Raw genomic sequence first — 17,114 nt, 5'->3', positions numbered from 1 at the left:
CGCGATCATCATCATGAACAGCCGTTCGTTTGGGCGATCGGTTCCTCGCGCCTAAAGCATTGACAACGGACATCAGAGCGCTGTTCTGGGGCCAGGGCAAAGGGAGGTTGAGCTTAGTGCTACGTTGCGAGCTGGCGAGCAGTTAGAGCCTCTGCCTGTGCCATCGCCGCAGCCTTGGTTTTGAAGGGGCCGACATCGTTTTCTTCGGTGTCAGGTAACCACTTCGGAAGGAACCACCTCCAGCTGTGGCGTTCTGGTGCTGGCCGAGGTGGAAAAACGACTGCGGGTGGCCGGATCTCCTCGCCGGCGCTTCTATCGCCGTTGGCCGATCGCATCCTGCGCAGAGATTCAAGAATGGGCGCCGGCACGATTTCTTGAACTCACCGCGCCCTACCGTCTTATGCTTGCCGCTCCAAATGAGGAGCGGACATACAACGGAAAACTTCCATGCAAGTGTTCAGTACGGCAATTTCAAAGGCACGGCGCAGGCCGATGGCCACGACCGAGTTGATTTCCGAGCGCACCTTGAGCAAGAGGGACTGATTAAGCAGAACGGGCTTCTCGTCGGCGTCGAGGCTTGGTCGGGGGAAATCACCGCACAGCCCAGTGACAAGCTTCTCCAAATCACAGCGCTGCTGGCCGAAACACGCAGCCACGACGGTGTCAACATCGCCATGAAGCCCGGCTCGGCCTCGTCGCCCTGGCTGGGCGGGTACAGCGGCTCGGTCTTGAAGGCGCGCTGGGCCCAGTGCGTTGTGCGCGTAGCGCGTGGCCGGGCTGGTGCCTTCGGGCAAGGTGCTGGTGCTGGTGCTGAACCTGCTGCGCTGGCGCGACGAGGTCAAGACGCTGGAAGGCCTTGATCTGCCGGCCGCGGGCGTCAAGGGCGCCAAGGTGACTGCGACGGAAATGAAGATCGCCGAGCAGCTGGTCGGCGACATGTCCAGCACTGCGGCGACAAAGAAGCGCAGTGCCAAGACCGCTGCCAAATCCGGCGGCGCCGGCCGAAAGGCAGCCTTGGAAAAGACGGCCGCCAAGACCAGGAAGGCGGCTTAACGGCCTGCCATCCGAGATTCAGCGCGCCGGAAGCTGTCCGATTTCCTCGCGCTCCGGTGCGGCGATCACTCTGTCAGGGCGCCTCTTGACGGTCGGCAGGCAACACCTCGGCCGTTGGTGCAATTTCATCCGACTGGTAAATGCAATAGACCGCCAAAGCTGTAAGCGATACGAGAAGGACGCGCAGCAATTTCTTTTTGCCTGTTGACTTTGAGTAGTAGATCGGCATTTTTTTCCTCAGAGTGTGACGCTTGCCCACTGCTTTCAACGGGCCGGCCGAAGATTCGAACGGGCCAATTCAATTCAAGATTTCACGTCGTGACCCAGTTCCTTGACGTTGGCGGACATCGTGTTGCCGTCATCGTTGAAGGCAAGCAGTTTCTGCTCAGCCTCGGCTTGCGCATTGGCCCAGCGACGATAGAGGTCGGCGCAGAGTGTGGACTGCGTGCGGGGCGTGCAGCCGTTTCTGCGGTATTGGCTCATCAGATCCGCCGCCTTGTTCAAGGCGAGCGCGGTATCGCGGTAATTCTTCTCGATGCCCAGAAATGCGTTATTTACTTTTGTCTTGTCGTCGACAATTTCCTTGTAATTCGGCACATTGTTTCTTTGCGCGTTGTCGATCGCTCTTTGCGCAGCAGGAATTTCGGAATCGATCTTGCTAAGAATTGCCTGCGTCGCCCATCCGCAGGCGCTGGCGGCGGCGGTCACGGTCCCGGCCTTGACGATTGCCTTGATGTGCGTCGCAGCTCCGGGCCTGGTGGCCGGCTTCCACGCGGCTACAAACCCGGCGGCGGTAGAGCCGCAAAGATTGGTGAACAGAGCCCGGGTAAAGGCGCCATTGCTTTCTCCGGTTGCCACGGTAATGACCACATTGGTCAGGCCAATCGTGCCCCAGCCAGCCCAGCCGCGCCAATCGAAATATTCCTTGACCAGATTCGCGGTGGTCCAAAAGCCGCTCAAGATCTGGCCATTGTCCGGCGTGACAGCATACCCCGACCCTGCCAGCAAGCTGCCCGACAACAGGCAGGCACAGGCGATTTTTGAAAGCTTCCTCGGTGATTTTTGCTTATTCATGTTTTATGTTGCGCTTGATTTTTGAGCCGATGACTTAGTTAGCATTTCGCCGGTGGTGAGCGCCGCATCGAGATTCGATGGTGATGTTTCCCCGTTGACGCCAAGCATGGCTGCTTTCCGCTTGTCGGTCATTCCAGACATTGCGCTAACCACGGCGATAATCTTACTTCCTCCTGCAGTCCGCAGCTCAGCTAAATGCCGAGCAACTTGAGCGTAGTGACAAGGATCTCGAAAACTCGAGCTCTCAAAATTGACAATGGTCGTTTTCATGTTTCACCGATCAAGTTATTGGCGATCGCAAGCTGTGCGATGAGGAGTGCGTTGAGTGCGGCCCCAACCTGAAGGTTGTCGGCTACCACCCACATCCACAGCCCGCGCGGATTCTCGGGATTTACTCGGACCTGTCCGACGTGAACATCTGCGGGATCTCCCAGAAAGCGCGGCGTTGGATATCCGTCGCGAATTTCATCAGTATAAAGTCGAACACCTGGTTCATTTGCCAGGAGCTCACGGACCTGTTCTAGTCGAACATGATCGTCGAACTCGACGTATACCGCCTCGGAATGACCCGTCTTTACCGGCACTCTAACGCAGGTGGCGGTTAACTGCAGGTGAGGCATACCGAAGATCTTCCGTGACTCTTGAACCAGCTTGCGTTCCTCAATAGCCACGCCTTCGCGGGAAATCTCTCCGATCTGCGGTATGACATTGAACGCGAGAGGGACAGGAAACCTCTCCGCAGGGGGGCCGGCGCTCCCCTCGATCACGGCTTGGGCACCGTTTAGTAGCTCTTTACACCCGAGCAGGCCCATTCCAGACGCTGCCTGATAGGTGGTCAAAATGATCTGGTGAATGTCGAACGTCGCTATCAGCGGTTTCAGTGCCCGAACCAGCTGTATCGTGGAGCAATCTGGGTTTGCTACTATTCGAGACGGTGGGCGAACGGTAAGTGAACAGGCGTTAACTTGTGGTACGATGAGTGGTACGTCAGGGTTCATTCGAAAGGAGTTCGAGTTGTCAATCACCAAGGTGCCTTGGGATGCGAACGGAGCCCCCCATTTGGCGCTTACGTCATCGCCTGCGCAGAAGAATGCGATATCGGTTTTTGTATCGGCGATATCGCCGATGTCGCGGAGTGCCTCAACTAAATATGTTTGGTCTCGAAACTTGAATTGGCGCGCACCCGAACCGGAGGAGAACAGCTGCAGTCGATTGATCGCAATCTCGCTTTTTTCCAATAACTTGATCAGGGCCGTTCCGACCGCCCCGGTTGCTCCAACGACAGAAATATCTAATGCTCTCATGAGTATCCTCATTTAGAAGCTCATGGTTGGATCTTGCTTTCAAATTTCGAAGCTCGCGTCGGCCGCCCAAGGATGTAACCGGAAGGCTGTCGAACTCGTCGGCGGGTTTAAATGCTCCGAGGTCGACCACATCAAGTCCGGACGGGTTGGGTGACCATGGTTTCACTCGCGACAGTCGCTTCGGCGACGCAAAGAATAATCACAGAGAGGTAGGTCGCGGCTTGATGCACAGTGCAATGCCTCTTCTCTTCAGATCGTTCGACTTTCGACCTGGTGTTTCCTGTGATGATTGCCTCCGAATGGCAGATCGAACTGATGCGATTGTCTCGCACTGTGGATGGCGCCGGCGGCTTCTACCGCTCGGAACGGAATTCAAGATTCGTGCACCGCACGATGATCAACGGCGATATGAGTCTGGCAGTTCTTGGGACAGACGCGGGCGCACGCTCCGCAGCCGATACAGCGGCCGGGATAATCAATGACCATGATCACGCGACTGAGCTCACCATTAAAGTCGTCCTCGCCATCGCAGACACCCAGCATTTCGCCTGCTTCATCGATACCGTAGGGATGCATGACCTCACGTGAGCAGACCTTGAAGCAGCGGCCGCAGCCGATGCACGTGGCAGGGTTGATCGAATTCAGATATTCCGGCATCCATCGGGATCCGTCGCGAGTCACGGATGAGCTTGTCATAGATTCCTCCGATTTAGCGAGTTCTGCCTATGACAAATGTGACCGCCGAAGGCGCGCCCATTGCGAGACAAAATGCGAGCCGGCAGCTGTCTAACGCCGCTATCTTTGTCCCGGTGCAATCCTCACCTTCCCTTCGGTGTCTTCCGATCTCGTCGGAGATGTCTTCTAACCCAGCGGCTTCCACGAAGGTCCACGCGTCGCGTATCGCGTCGTAGTTGGTCAATCGTTTGGCCGATTCAAACTGCGCTTTCAGTCCTTTCATAGCTTGCGTGGCGATCGCGGTTCGCAAAGCGCCCAACTGCCGTTTCGGCCGCTGGTGATGGAATCTGCCATTGAACTGCGAGAGGCGACGAACTGATCTCATTTTTGCGATTCCCGCCTGTCGGTTGAGTCAAGTGGGCCAGGGGTTCGGGGGGTGGTTAGTCTGAAGGATGTTCGCGAAGTCGAAGATCACGTCGCGGGTCCCTCGGTACAAGATTGTAAGCTTGTGCTGGCTGCCGAGGCGGTCGAACATGGGGAACCCCACCCGCATCAGCGGGACGCCGAGACGTCTGGCAGCTTCTCGGCCGTGCGAGTGTGTGACGATAAGATCGGCCGTTGCGGCGAGACTTTCCAGATCACTGAGATCGCCGACTTTGACGGTCTTCGCCGGTACCATCTCGAGCGCCTTCGAGGTGCCGGTCGTGGTGACCGCGGCCGCAATTTCCGCACCCATGGCAGTAAAAAAGTCGGAGAGCTGGAAGAGTTGATCGGGCTCGGAGGCGATTGCGATCTTCTTGCCAGCCATATGGGAATGTCCGTCGAGCATGGCATCCTGCAACTGCATTCGGTTGCGGCGGACATTGAGCGGTGTCTGTTTGCGTGACATAGCGGCAAGCACGCGAATAAAGCGATCGACGTTTTCTAGGCCCGTCAGCGATCTAAACAGCACGTACGGCACGCCGGTCAGTCTCTGCAGCGCTTCAGCCGGTCGGCGCATATGCTCACCGATTGCGATACACTGCATCGTCGCACCGAGATCGCGGATCTCCTTCAATTTGGTGCCGCCATACGTTGTCGGCATCCATTCTTCGGGGATGGAGCCGTCGAGCGCTCCGGATACGTCGGGCAGAATAACCGGGTCGAGCCCGAAGCTTACGGCCGTCTCGCGCAGATGTTCTATGTCAGCAACTGTTAAGTTCCAGCCAGGCAAGATCGCGATCTTCCTCGGATTGCGATACTGCTTGTCAGGTCGCGCTATTGCCTCGATCACGGCGGTAACAGCTTTGGACCACCCTTCCTCTATCGCGCCGTCAAAGTCCGGCGTGTTGGCGAGTACCACTTCGGTGCCCGCAAGTTCCATCGCCCGCTTGCGTTTGATGTTTTCGACGTCACCGGCGACATCCTCGTCGCGGGCCTCTACCGATGCGGTCGTGCATATCCCGATCAGTCGTGGCCGTGTGCGGGTTTTGAGGTTGAGAATTGCCTCTTCGAGACGATCCGCGCCGCCGACGATTATCGCGGCTTCGTTCATCGCCGTCGTTTGCAGCGGGATCGCTTCATTGAAATGCCTCACGAGCAGTGCGAGCGCGAAGCTCGTACATCCCTGGCTGCCATGGAGCAGCGGTATTGCGCCGTCGACGCCCAGAAAGGCGAAGGCAGCACCAAGCGGCTGAGACGACTTCAGGGGGTTGATCGCCGCCGACTTCGTTTGAGATACGACGCGTGCCATAGTACGACCTCAACATTTTTTGCGAGTGATCTCGCGGTTTTGGTTGCGCTTACACTTCTCTTTTCGCTCGTTTTTAAACGACCAAGGCCGGCTCCCATGGCGCCGGCTCGCGCACCTGCGGCCACATCGGATTGTGGATTGCCAGGTCAATTTGTCGAGCAAGTTGCACCATTCCCTCATAGCCAGCGTAAGCGTGATGACGCTCCTGGTTAATGTCGAGCCAGGGCAGTTTTGCCTTTAGCGCTATATACTGGGTGCGTCCGCCCGACAGCATGATGTCAGCCTTTCTCTCGAGCAGAAGCGAGAAAAGCTCGCGCGGCGACATCGACTCGAACAGGAGGTTCTCCTCCTTCAGGGTCTGTTTCACTCGCTCCCTATCTTCGAGCGTCGATTTCTTGACTGATGTGCCGACGATCTCCATGCCGATCTCCATCAAGGCATGGACGACGGACCAGGATTTCACGCCGCCTGTATTTAGAAGCACGCGCTTGCCCTCAAGGCGAGGTCGGTAGGCTTCCAGCCTCTTCCACACCTTTTCCTCTTCTTCCGCTACAAGGATTTCCGTGCGATGCAAAAGCGAGGGGTCAGCACCCTTCTTTACAAGCAGATCGGCGATCCGCCGGAGGGCCTCCGAGGTGCCCGAGATGCCATAGAAGGAGCCTTCGAAAAATGGAATGTCCCAGCGTTCCTGCATCTTACGTGCCAACGCAACGAACGCTGTCGAACACACCGTCATCGCTGCGCGCGAGCGGTGGGCGGAGGCGACTTGCAGATATCGCGCGTCTCCGGGAATACAGGCGCGGACGCGGATGCCGAGCTTAATCAAGAGCGGCTTCACCTGCCAGAACTCACCCGAGAGGTTAAATTCGCCGAGTATGTTGATGTCGCAAAGGCCTGGTTCATCGGGCTCCACGGTACCTATGACATGCTTGAGCAGCGCCTCGCCCGCTAGCTTGTTGCCGAGGTTTTTAGACCCGACAAAGCCTGGCGCATTGACCGGCACCACCGGTAAGGCAAATTCGTCCGTCGCTCGCTTGCAAACAACGTCGATGTCGTCACCGATCATCGCCGTAACGCAGGTTGAATAGACGAAGATTGCTGCGGGCGCATACCCATCCTTGATTTCCCGGATCGCTTTAAAGAGCTTCCGTTCACTGTGTCCCATGACGATGTCGATTTCCGTAAGATCAGTCGTGAAGCTCGTGCGCCAAAGTGTTGGGCCTGACGAGGCAGCGCCACGGTTGTCCCAGGAATTTCCCTCGCAGGCGAGCGGCGCGTGAATAAGATGTGCGACATCCGTGATCGGCTGCAGTGCGACCTTGGCGCCGTCGAAAGCGCAACCGCCGACGGCCGTTCCCGGGGCCATTGGCCTCGCGCAATTCCTGAGGCGCGCCTTGGGACCCTTGCTGCCGCTCTTTTCACTCGCTAGCTCGTGGAAGGCATCTTTGTTTTTGGCGTTGAGCGAGGACATTCGTCTGCCTTCATATCTGGTTGAGAGATAGGCCGCCTGGCCGGCCGCCGCTTTTAGCGAGTGAGGTCGTACGAATAATCTGTCACACCCGCGTGCATTGTTTCGCGATCGAGGTTGTCGAAGATCTTGTCGAGGATCGCCGTTAAAAGACGCAGTCCGCCTTGGTAACCCATGAGGGGGAATCGATGATGATGGTGCCGGTCGAAAATTGGAAACATCAGCCGAACCAGTGGGGTACCGGTGTCCCGTTCGAGATACTTCCCATAAGAATTTCCGATCAGGAGATCCACCGGCTCGGTGAACAGTAGCGAGCGCAGTGCCCAGAGATCTTTGCCTGGCCAAACCTGTGCATTCTTCCCGAAGGGCGAGGATGCGAGGAGTTCCTTCATCTCGTCCTCCCAAGCTGAGGTGCCATTTGTGGCGAGGCAGTGGGTTGGCTCGCCGCCGGTCTCCATGATGAAGCGCGCCATCGCATAAACGAAATCTGGATCGCCGTAGATCGCGTATTTTTTTCCATACAGCCAAGCTTGGCTGTCCGCCATCGCATCGATGAGTCGGCCGCGCTCCAGACGGATCGCCTCGGGAATTTCTCTGCTGGAAATCTCCGATATCACCATCAGAAGTTCGTCGGTAGCTTCGACGCCGAGAGGGTAGTGGAAGGAGGTCGCCGCTTGTCCAACGTCTCTGCAGTAATCCAGCGTCTTGCGAGTGTTGTAATATTGCAGGGACAATGTCCACTCCGCGTTCAACGCCGCCTTCACGTCATTGATTTTGGTCCCGCCGTCATACATCCGAAATTTGCCATCGGAAGGCGTATCGAACTGATCTGATGCGTCCTGGATGAACATGTAAGTCACTTGCATCAAGTCGAGCAGGCGTTTTAATTCGCGATTGTTCCCAACGCAGAAGCCATCAAATCCAGGAATGATGTTGATAGTAGCGGTGGCTTCATTTCGCGCGGTGCCCTTCCAGAAATTCTCCAGCACACCTTTTACCATGCTGTCATAGCCATCGACATGGCTGCCGACAAAGGCAGGTGTGTGGGCGAAGGGGACATCGAAATCGCGCGGGACCGAACCTTCACTTTTGGCGTTTTCGATAAAACCATGCAGGTCATCTCCGATGACCTCGGCCATACATGTGGTCGACACCGCGATCATCTTCGGGTTATAGAGCTTGTACGTGTTGGCGAGACCGTCGACCATATTCTTCAGGCCACCAAATACAGCGGCGTCTTCTGTCATCGATGACGAGACCACCGATGACGGCTCCTTGAAATGGCGCGATAGGTGCGATCTGTAGTAGGCAACGCAACCTTGGCTGCCATGGACGAACGACATCGTTCGCTCGAATCCCGCCGCTGCGAAAACCGCGCCGAGTGGCTGGCAGGCTTTGGCTGGATTGACGACAAGGGCTTGGCGGGCCAAGTTTTGCTCGCGGTATTCCCAGGTCTTCGTGAATTCGCGTTGGTCTGACACGACCTGATCAGGGTGTGGGCATTCGAAGTTCAACTTTTTCTCGGCTAACATCTGCCTGTATTCCGGCTCGCAGAATAGGGGCGCGTGGTCGAGAGTTTTCTCAGCTGATTGCGGCATAGAGTCACCTCTTTCGATCTGGCCGCGGCTCAAGGGCGGTCCAGAAACATGCGTCGCTTAAGCCGTTGCGCGTTTTTTACGCGCGAACGCTATGTTCTCACCCAGCAACCGCCGCCAAAGCGCGGTCATTTTTCCAGGGCGCGTCGTAGAGACGCCAAACTGGATTGTTGATCGCCATGTCCATATCCCGAGCGAAAATCGCGAAGCCGTCATAACCGTGATACGGACCAGAATAGTCCCAGGAGTGCATCTGACGGAATGGAATGCCCATTTTCTGCACCGGGTATTTTTCTTTAACGCCGGACCCGACGAGATCGGGCCGAATTCCCTCGATGAATTTCTCTAGTTCGTAGCTAGTCACGTCATCGTAGATCAACGTGCCTTCTTTTACGTAGTGGCCGGTGCGCTGATAGTCGTCGCCATGACCGAATTCGTAGCCGGTTCCTACGATTTCCATTCCGAGGTCCTCATAGGCGGTGATGACGTGACGAGGGCGCAATCCGCCGATGTAGAGCATCACCCGTTTGCCAGAAAGGCGCGGCCAATATTTGTCGACCACAGCCGAAACGAAGGGTCGGTATTTGGCGATGACTGTTTCCGTTCTATCTTCGATCTCCGGCCCGAAATGCTTGGCTATGTTGCGCAGCGAGGCTTCGATCTGGAATGGGCCAAAGAAATTATACTCCATCCAAGGAATGGCATATTTTTCCTCCATGTGTCTGGAGATGTAATTCATCGACCGATAGCAGTGAATGAGGTTGAGCGTAGCTCTCGGAGCGCGCTCCACTTCGGCGAGAGTTGCATCTCCCGACCAGTTGCCGACCACGCGCAATCCGATCTCTTCGAGCAGGATGCGCGACGCCCATGCATCGCCGCCAATGTTATAGTCGCCTATGACATTGACGTCGTAAGGACCCGGCTCGAATTTTAAGTCTTTCTTGTCGAAGACCCAATCTCGAATTGCGTCGTTGGCGATGTGGTGGCCAAGCGATTGCGACACACCACGGAAGCCTTCGCAGCGCACCGGCACGACGGTCGTCGTATGTTCTTTGGCCTTTTTTCGCGCTACGGCCTCAATGTCATCGCCAATCAGACCGATCGGACATTCGGACTGCAGGCTGATGCCATTGCTTAGCGGGAAAAGCTCAGCAATCTCGTCGATGACCTTTTCCAGTTTCTTGTCACCGCCGAAAACGATGTCCTTCTCCTGGAAATCGGAGGTAAATTGCATCGTCACGAAAGTGTCGATGCCTGTCAGACCGACGTAATAGTTGCGACGTTGCGACCAGGAGTATTGACCGCAGCCGACCGGCCCGTGTGAAATGTGAACCATATCCTTGATGGGTCCCCAGACGACGCCCTTTGAACCGGCATACGCGCATCCGCGGATCGTCATCACGCCAGGAACAGACTTGATGTTCGACTTTACCTCGCATTCGCTAATCGTGTTTGGGTCCTCGCCGGCGTCCTTTTCGCTCGTTGCCACGCTAAGGTGTTTACTGCGGCGCTTCGCTGCTTTGCCCGGATATTGCGACAGCACGTCTGCTATAAGCTTCGCGTGGAAGCCACTGTCATTGTCGTATTTGAGGCTCATTGACCCTACCCCTTAGAAAATCCGGATGAAGCCTCATTGGCGAAACCTCCCTCACGGGATGGCGAGCGCTTTGCGTGTCGCTGCACGCTCGTATCAGTGTGATCACTGGGCAGCTATCACTTCGCATCCCTGGCTTGAAGTTCGGCAAGCATCTGCTCATCGGTTTTCATGATCCCGAAATCGAGAAGCATGTCCTCAAGTTCTTCCATGGTGATGGGGGTCGGGATGGTGCCTTTGCCAGAATTGTCATGTATTCTTTGGGCAAGTGTCCGGTACTCGGCCGCTTGCTGAGAGTCCGGCGCATATTGGATTACCGTCATCTTTCTAAGCTCGGCATGTTGGACAATGTTGTCGCGTGGCACGAAATGGATGAGCTTAGAATTGAGTTTGGCAGCCAGCGCTTCGGCGAGGTCGATTTCGCGGTCGGTCTGACGCTCGTTGCAAATGAGCCCACCCAGGCGGACGCTGCCGCCTGCGGCATATTTTAGAATGCCCCTGGCGATATTGTTGGCGGCATAGAGGGCCATCATTTCGCCGGACATGACGATGTAGATTTCCTGAGCTTTGTTTTCACGGATCGGCATCGCGAAGCCGCCGCACACAACGTCACCGAGCACGTCATAAGACACGTAGTCGACATCGTTGTAGGCACCGTTCTCTTCGAGAAAGTTGATCGACGTGATAACGCCGCGTCCCGCGCAGCCGACGCCCGGCTCCGGGCCGCCAGACTCCACGCATTTGATACCTTTATAGCCGACCTTGAGCACGTCTTCGAGTTCAAGATCTTCAACCGAACCTCTCGTTGCTGCGAGATCAAGAACCGTATCCTGAGCCTTCGAGTTCAAGATCAGGCGCGTAGAATCAGCCTTAGGATCACAGCCGACGATGAGGATCTTCTGCCCATGGTCCACAAGGGCGGCTAACGTGTTTTGGGACGTAGTGGACTTGCCAATTCCGCCCTTTCCATAGAATGCGATCTGACGCAGAGCTGCCATGCTTGGCGTTCCTTCATGTGTTCGAAGCAAATGCGGTTATCCCGCAACGCGGATGCGGAGGCCGTTCCGCTGCCTCGCAATAGCTCTCAAGATTCGTGCCAGGCAGGCCGATTGAGCTGACCAACAATAATTAACTGCTGTTTCAGCTACCTGGACGGAAAATACGCGATTGGGCGAGGAAGAATGCTTGTCGCAAAGCCGACAAAAGTGACGACGATCGTAAATGGATGTCGAGAATTTCGGTTAATCGGGCCATCTGGAACTGCGACTTACGACCCATGCAGGAAGAAATTAAGGAGATCGCATTGTCCTCAATTTTGGTAGAGGGGGAGTCCCGATCGCCGATGTCTGTCGGCGGCAACATGCCGGCATACTTCTTCCTCCAATTGAAGTAGGTCGCCTGACTGATGCGTTGCGGCAGATCGCAGCAACAGACACCTTCATCACTTTGCTTCAGAATGAACGCCGTCTGCGCGTCCGAAAATTGCGATGCCTTCATCGTTGTTCCTTTCCCAGCCAGAAAATGCACCGGAAAACTTTAGCTAAAACTGGTCCAGTTTGAAGGGTTCAGATCGGCTGACGAACGCCCTGCTCCGATGGAGCCGGTAAGTTTGTTGGCGCGGCAAAGTGCTTGCTGGCTGCTGAGTGTTGACCAGCTCAGGCAACTGGGGTAAACGAAGACAGAATATATACGCCAATGAGAAGATAAACCGTCACGATGATATCTATGCTGCATATAGCCACTTTCCGGACATGACCTTGCATCGGGCAGCTATCGGCGTCAGTCGTCCATTGATGGGCTGGGGCCAACACCGGAGCCAGGGGCCGCAGGAAGATGCTCCTATTCGCTTCGACAGATCAACGAACTCCGTGCTTATCTCGCTTCGGCCCATCCGAAAGAGGCTTTGAAGTTTTGCCCGCAGAGCCTCGAGGGTGAATCGAGCCCGATACGGGAAGCGCGGCTCAAGAACCGATCGTTGTATGAGCTGTCAGGGGTAGCGGTAGGCCGATAAGCGATCGAATCGCTGACTTCCACCAATGCGGAGGTAATGGACATCGTATCCAAGGTTTTGGGCCGTCCCCCGATCTATATGTCACAGGCTTCGTGCTCCAGGACTGCAGGTAAGGCGAACTCCTAATCCAGGGGACTTAGCAGATGAGCTCACGCACGCAGCGCATACGCTTCATGCTCGCGGCCGCGAAGACCGATATCTGCAGAGTAACGTTTGGAGAGAAACCTGATGCGAATGCTGCTTAGAGACCCTTGCCTTCCACTCAACTCCACTTTCAAAGGAACATCGTCTTGACTGAATCCGATCGCTTTGTGTGGCAGAAACTTGGTTGCCATTTCAAGACCAATGATTTGGCAGTTCTCGTGAGCTCACGCCGACAGTTTACCGCACATCTCCTGGCAGATCTTCAAACCATTATCGAGGACCTAGTCGCACCTTGGTCCCCTGAGCTCTTGGGCTTCAGGCCCGCTCGTCTCACGCGAGGATGTTGAGGTGGTCTTTTCTCTCGCTGAAGCAGAGCGCAGCCCTTCGAGAGGCATGAGGAAACGGTAAGAAGACACATCGTAGAGCAAGACGATGAAGACGATTGCGGTTCCTGCTGACGCTTGCAAGACGTCCAGCGCGTCATGCCGGTACTTCCCCGCTGTTCGTGCGGTGGAATATCTGGCGCCGACAATCGCCGCGTAGGACGTCTTCTACATGCCGCTTTAAGTCATTGGCTGTCGGCAGCGCTTGCCGGTCACCTTCCGCCCTTTCATCGCATAGAGAGTGAAGTGCCATCAGGTCCGGACAACCCTTGCCGACGCTGCCGATGTGGCGCGTCAATCACATCGAGCCCTCGCCCGAGATGTTGGCGTTACGCGCCAACGGTCCGATCCACCGCGTGCGCTTCCCGTCCGGGCACGAAGGTTGGTGGGTAACAGGCTAAGAGGAAGCTAAGGCGGTACTGTCCGACTCGGCGTTCCGGCCCTCGGGAATGCCCCCGGCGGCATTCACCCCGGCTACGGTGATTCTCGGTTCGCCGGGGTGGCTGGGCTCGCACGAGGGCAGCGAGCATGCCCGGTTACGCACGATCGTGGCGCCGGCCTTTAGCAACCGCAGGGTGAAGCTGCTCGCGCAGCGAATCGAGGCGATCGCCGCGCAGTTGTTCGAGACGCTGGCGGCCCAGCCCCAGCCCGCCGACCTGCGGCACTACCTCTCCTTTCCGCTTCCGGCCATGGTCATCAGCGCGCTGATGGGCGTGCCCTACGAGGATCACGCCTTTTTCGCCGAGCTGTCCGATGAGGTGATGACGCACCAGCATGAAAGCGGCCCGCGTAGCGCGGCGCTCCTGGCCTGGGAAGAATTGCGCACCTACATTCGCGGCAAGATGCGAGGCAAGCGCCAGGATCCGGGCGACAACCTGCTGACGGATCTGCTCGCGGCGGTCGACCAGGGCAAGGCGACCGAGGAAGAGGCGATCGGCTTGGCCGCGGGCATACTAGTGGCGGGGCACGAGAGCACCGTCGCACAGATCGAATTAGGCCTGCTGGCCATGTTCCGCCATCCGCAACAGCGCGAACGCCTGGTCGGCGATCCATCCCTCGTGGACAAGGCAGTGGAGGAAATCCTGCGCATGTACCCGCCGGGCGCGGGCTGGGACGGCATCATGCGCTATCCGACGACCGACGTGACCATCGCGGGCGTGCATATTCCCGCGGAGAGCAAGGTGCTGGTCGGCCTGCCGGCGACGTCGTTCGATCCACGCCATTTCGACGACCCGGAAATCTTCGACATCGGACGCGCCGAAAAACCGCACCTGGCGTTCTCCTACGGGCCGCACTACTGCATCGGCGAGGCGCTTGCCAGGCTGGAACTCAATGTGGTGTTCGGTTCGATCTTCCAGCGCTTCCCCACGCTGCGCTTGGCCGTGGCGTCTGGAGAACTGAAGTTGCGCAAGGAGATCATTACTGGCGGGTTCGAGGAGTTGCCGGTGCTCTGGTGATGCGCGGACACCACCGGGAATCGCGATCTTTCCGCAATTTGCCGGCGCACCTATATGGAGGCGTGCGGCCAAGCTGCTTTCGCGTTCTCCCGTTGCGGGGAGGGGTGGCCCGACCATCCCGACACCCGCGTCCCTTGGCCCACATGCCATGTGAAGGCGGGAACATGGTGCAAGCGTCCGTCCGGTCATCGCGCCGCCGAGCTTCATATCGAGCACGCCGCCATTGCGGCCGGCGCGGCGCAGCTATTCCCTCGATCTGCAGGACATTCAACATGGGTGATAAGAGCGTAGAGGACTCCCATCGGCGGCACGGAACCGAAAACGAGCCTGACCGCCCCGCCTTGAGCGCGGACGGTCAATGCGTGCCGACTATCGGAAGGCGCAACATCAACGACGGCTTGCCGGGATACAGCCCGGCCTATTCGGCGGTCCTGCGATCGAGCATCGCTATCGGAACGCGCCGCACCCTTTGCAAGACGGCTGGATGCCTGACTACGAGATCGAGCGGTTTCAAGACCTGACGCCTGAGCAGCAGGCGCAGCGTCCTGCCGCCGATCCGCAAACGCCGTGGACGCACCACCATCAACGGCTGCGAAACATGGCGGGAACGGGATGGCTCGATGTTCACGACCACCCGCGACCGCCTCACGCGCAAGCGCATCATGCCGCTCTTTCGAAGCGCTCATAGGAGGATCGCCCAAGCCGACATTGCGAAACGTGCGCATCGATCTTGACCCCGTGGACTAGGCCACCATTACCGCCGCGTTGGTCTTCTGGCGCGATGCGAAAACCCGCCCGGACGAGTTGGAACATCTGTCATGCGGGTTGGCGAATTCGCCGCCCTCGATGCGCAGGGTATCGACAAGCTCGCCGCCGCGATCAACCAACGGCGACCTTCCCGGTGATGACGCGTGGAATTGACGGGGATGATCGAGGATCAGGAGAGGAGGGCGAGTGCGTCATGCGTTATGACAATGAGCGCGGCAAGGGCGATCATCGCCATCTGTGATATCGAGGAACCGATGGAATTCACAACGCTGGAAGCATTGTTCGATGCATTTCAGGCGGACATGGAAAGGATACTCGCATGAGGACGCTCGTCATCAGACTAAGCTCGATTGCCGATGCCAAGGCCCGCTTCGTGAATGCGGGGCAAAAGGCATTGGAAGGCGTCGTCGTTCCTGCTACGCCGTCGGTGAATTTTCCAAGCTACGACGACATGCACAGGGTGCTTGCGCCGCCGCGGCTTGCGATCGTGAAGGCGATGGCAGGGCAGGGGCCGCTGGCGATACGGGAAGTCGCCCGACGTGTCGGCCGGGACGTGCAGGCCGTCCATAAGGATGTGACGACGCTTGTCAACGCGGGTGTCCTGGACCGGACCGACGCCGGCGTCGAATTCCCCTATGACCAGCTTCATTTCGAGTTCGATGTGAACGCGGCCGCCTGATCCGGTAGCCAATCAGGCCATCGTTTTCTGGCCGCACTGGGTTTCGGTTTGTATCCGTGCGACCGCCTCTTCCTCCCGAGGGAAATGGTAGACTTCCCTCTTGGCACCAGAGCCGATGCGCCCCCAGCGCCGCGTCAAGCAGACCTCCCCAAATAACGTCGGCTCGATTGACATAGCGTAAAATCGGGCCATGTTTTTCGAAGCGTCGAAGGTATGCATCCGGTGAAGGCCGCAGGTTAGGCTGCTTGAGCGTTCAGTCCTTGTGGCTGCCAATTCAGCAAACAAATGAAAAACTGCTGTGCAAGCTCCGGCCTGCGGGCGGAGGATGCGATGAAACAGCAGAAGCGCATCCTGGTCAACAATCCGCGCAAGCTCGACTACGACCAGGCCTGGGCGATCTATGCCAGCGCGCTTGCGGGCCGCGGCCCGGCCGCAGGCGAGTGAGCCGGCCATCCCCCGAGCTCGGACGACCAACCGGAATTCTCGCAGATGCTGCTGCGCATGTCGGAAATGTGGCGCAGCAACATGGAGCAGTCAGGGGAGGTTGGAAAATTGTGGTTCAACTCGATGATGCCCTTTTTCACCACGCGCGCGGCTGACAGCAGCTTGTTTGCCGCCGCGCAGGGCAGCGAGATCTCAAAAACCATCAAGCACATGGTGGAAAGCCCGCGCCTTGCCGACATGTGGAACCTCGACCGACAGGTCTACGCGCTGATGGCGGCCTGGATGGACGTGGGCCAACGCATGGCGACCTATCACGCCATCGCCACCGTGCCGTGGAGCAAGGCCTATGAACGCTACAGCGCGACGCTCGCCGACACGAAGGAAGGAGACGCCAAGGATTTCGGCTGGCGCAAGGCCTTCGACAAATGGAGGGACATTGCCAACGAGGAACTGATCAGCAACCTGCGCTCTAAGGATTTCCTCGCCGCGCAGCGCGAATTGCTGCTCGCCGCGCTGGACCTGCGCACCTGCCAGCAGCAAATGACCGACAGCGTCGCCAAGCTGTTGGGCGTTCCGAGCCAGCACGACTTCGACGAGCTGACGCGGCAGTTCACGGAACTCAGGCGGGAGCTGCGCGCCAGCCTCAGGGCACAGCGCGATGCGGCCGAAGGTGCACGCGGTGTCGCCACACAACCAGGAAAGGGATGAGCCATGACCGAACCCCGCGAAACCG

At 57.6% G+C, this 17,114-nt stretch carries 17 protein-coding genes and 3 pseudogenes; 6 read left to right on the top strand and 14 right to left on the bottom strand.

The window, feature by feature from the left end; genetic code table 11:
• Nucleotides 1-398 precede the first annotated feature (398 nt).
• Entirely contained in the window at nt 399-623 is a 225-nt protein-coding gene (locus tag BS629_RS04730) for a hypothetical protein (RefSeq protein WP_131624547.1), read from the bottom strand.
• A 145-nt stretch (nt 624-768) separates the two neighbouring features.
• Here BS629_RS04730 and BS629_RS38035 point away from each other — a divergent pair, with 145 nt between their 5' ends.
• Nucleotides 769-1,053, top strand: a complete 285-nt coding sequence (locus BS629_RS38035) for a hypothetical protein (RefSeq protein WP_198943668.1) — start codon at nt 769-771, stop codon at nt 1,051-1,053.
• Between the two features lie 73 nt (nt 1,054-1,126).
• On the opposite strand, the gene BS629_RS38840 is transcribed toward BS629_RS38035, so the two are convergent.
• The 11 genes and pseudogenes from BS629_RS38840 to BS629_RS38030 form a co-directional block, all read right to left on the bottom strand.
• The gene (locus BS629_RS38840) at nt 1,127-1,282 is read right to left on the bottom strand and encodes a hypothetical protein (RefSeq protein WP_158081446.1); all 156 of its coding nucleotides are present in this window, start codon (nt 1,280-1,282) and stop codon (nt 1,127-1,129) included.
• 74 nt (nt 1,283-1,356) lie between these two features.
• The gene (locus BS629_RS04720) at nt 1,357-2,127 is read right to left on the bottom strand and encodes a hypothetical protein (protein ID WP_077987963.1); all 771 of its coding nucleotides are present in this window, start codon (nt 2,125-2,127) and stop codon (nt 1,357-1,359) included.
• Nucleotides 2,128-2,130: 3 nt separating this feature from the next.
• On the bottom strand, nt 2,131-2,397 hold the full coding sequence (locus BS629_RS04715; protein WP_184328257.1) for a hypothetical protein: 267 nt from the start codon (nt 2,395-2,397) through the stop codon (nt 2,131-2,133).
• A complete protein-coding gene (locus BS629_RS04710; protein ID WP_077987962.1) occupies nt 2,394-3,431 on the bottom strand; it encodes an aspartate-semialdehyde dehydrogenase in 1,038 nt (345 codons plus the stop codon). Before BS629_RS04710 ends, BS629_RS04715 begins: the two co-directional genes overlap by 4 nt.
• Before the next feature lie 372 nt (nt 3,432-3,803).
• A complete protein-coding gene (fdxB, locus tag BS629_RS04705) occupies nt 3,804-4,127 on the bottom strand; it encodes a ferredoxin III, nif-specific (protein WP_018517733.1) in 324 nt (107 codons plus the stop codon).
• A gap of 391 nt (nt 4,128-4,518) precedes the next feature.
• Entirely contained in the window at nt 4,519-5,838 is a 1,320-nt protein-coding gene (gene nifN, locus BS629_RS04695) for a nitrogenase iron-molybdenum cofactor biosynthesis protein NifN (RefSeq protein WP_077987960.1), read from the bottom strand.
• Between the two features lie 73 nt (nt 5,839-5,911).
• On the bottom strand, nt 5,912-7,309 hold the full coding sequence (gene nifE, locus BS629_RS04690; protein ID WP_077987959.1) for a nitrogenase iron-molybdenum cofactor biosynthesis protein NifE: 1,398 nt from the start codon (nt 7,307-7,309) through the stop codon (nt 5,912-5,914).
• A gap of 53 nt (nt 7,310-7,362) precedes the next feature.
• On the bottom strand, nt 7,363-8,904 hold the full coding sequence (nifK, locus tag BS629_RS04685; protein ID WP_077987958.1) for a nitrogenase molybdenum-iron protein subunit beta: 1,542 nt from the start codon (nt 8,902-8,904) through the stop codon (nt 7,363-7,365).
• A 97-nt stretch (nt 8,905-9,001) separates the two neighbouring features.
• Nucleotides 9,002-10,498, bottom strand: a complete 1,497-nt coding sequence (gene nifD / locus BS629_RS04680) for a nitrogenase molybdenum-iron protein alpha chain (protein ID WP_077987957.1) — start codon at nt 10,496-10,498, stop codon at nt 9,002-9,004.
• Between the two features lie 116 nt (nt 10,499-10,614).
• Nucleotides 10,615-11,493: a nitrogenase iron protein gene (gene nifH / locus BS629_RS04675; RefSeq protein ID WP_028756151.1), complete on the bottom strand. Its 879-nt coding sequence runs from the start codon at nt 11,491-11,493 to the stop codon at nt 10,615-10,617.
• A gap of 352 nt (nt 11,494-11,845) precedes the next feature.
• A pseudogene (locus BS629_RS38030) lies at nt 11,846-11,992 on the bottom strand (transposase); the annotation flags it as partial.
• 1,325 nt (nt 11,993-13,317) lie between these two features.
• Between BS629_RS38030 and BS629_RS04660 the strand changes: the two are divergent.
• Nucleotides 13,318-14,490: pseudogene (locus BS629_RS04660) on the top strand (cytochrome P450).
• A gap of 484 nt (nt 14,491-14,974) precedes the next feature.
• Nucleotides 14,975-15,178 (top strand): hypothetical protein, encoded by a 204-nt coding sequence (locus tag BS629_RS38025; protein ID WP_131706179.1) that lies wholly within the window; start codon nt 14,975-14,977, stop codon nt 15,176-15,178.
• A gap of 55 nt (nt 15,179-15,233) precedes the next feature.
• Here BS629_RS38025 and BS629_RS38835 read toward each other — a convergent pair whose 3' ends face one another.
• Nucleotides 15,234-15,377, bottom strand: coding sequence for a hypothetical protein (locus tag BS629_RS38835; protein WP_158081445.1), 144 nt, complete (start codon nt 15,375-15,377; stop codon nt 15,234-15,236).
• 59 nt (nt 15,378-15,436) lie between these two features.
• Here BS629_RS38835 and BS629_RS39120 point away from each other — a divergent pair.
• A pseudogene (locus BS629_RS39120) lies at nt 15,437-15,581 on the top strand (toxin-antitoxin system TumE family protein); the annotation flags it as partial.
• Nucleotides 15,578-15,937, top strand: coding sequence for an HVO_A0114 family putative DNA-binding protein (locus BS629_RS04650; protein WP_028756149.1), 360 nt, complete (start codon nt 15,578-15,580; stop codon nt 15,935-15,937). The pseudogene BS629_RS39120 and the gene BS629_RS04650, both read left to right, overlap by 4 nt.
• 12 nt (nt 15,938-15,949) lie before the next feature.
• On the opposite strand, the gene BS629_RS04645 is transcribed toward BS629_RS04650, so the two are convergent.
• Complete coding sequence (locus BS629_RS04645) at nt 15,950-16,156, bottom strand: WGR domain-containing protein (protein ID WP_049810885.1); 207 nt, start codon at nt 16,154-16,156, stop codon at nt 15,950-15,952.
• 270 nt (nt 16,157-16,426) lie between these two features.
• Between BS629_RS04645 and BS629_RS04640 the strand changes: the two genes are divergently transcribed.
• Complete coding sequence (locus BS629_RS04640) at nt 16,427-17,089, top strand: poly(R)-hydroxyalkanoic acid synthase subunit PhaE (RefSeq protein ID WP_077987955.1); 663 nt, start codon at nt 16,427-16,429, stop codon at nt 17,087-17,089.
• Nucleotides 17,090-17,114 lie beyond the last annotated feature (25 nt).

This window comes from Rhizobium leguminosarum bv. viciae USDA 2370 (assembly GCF_002008365.1).
Lineage (GTDB): Bacteria > Pseudomonadota > Alphaproteobacteria > Rhizobiales > Rhizobiaceae > Rhizobium > Rhizobium leguminosarum.
This window is presented reverse-complemented; position numbering and strand designations above follow the sequence as displayed.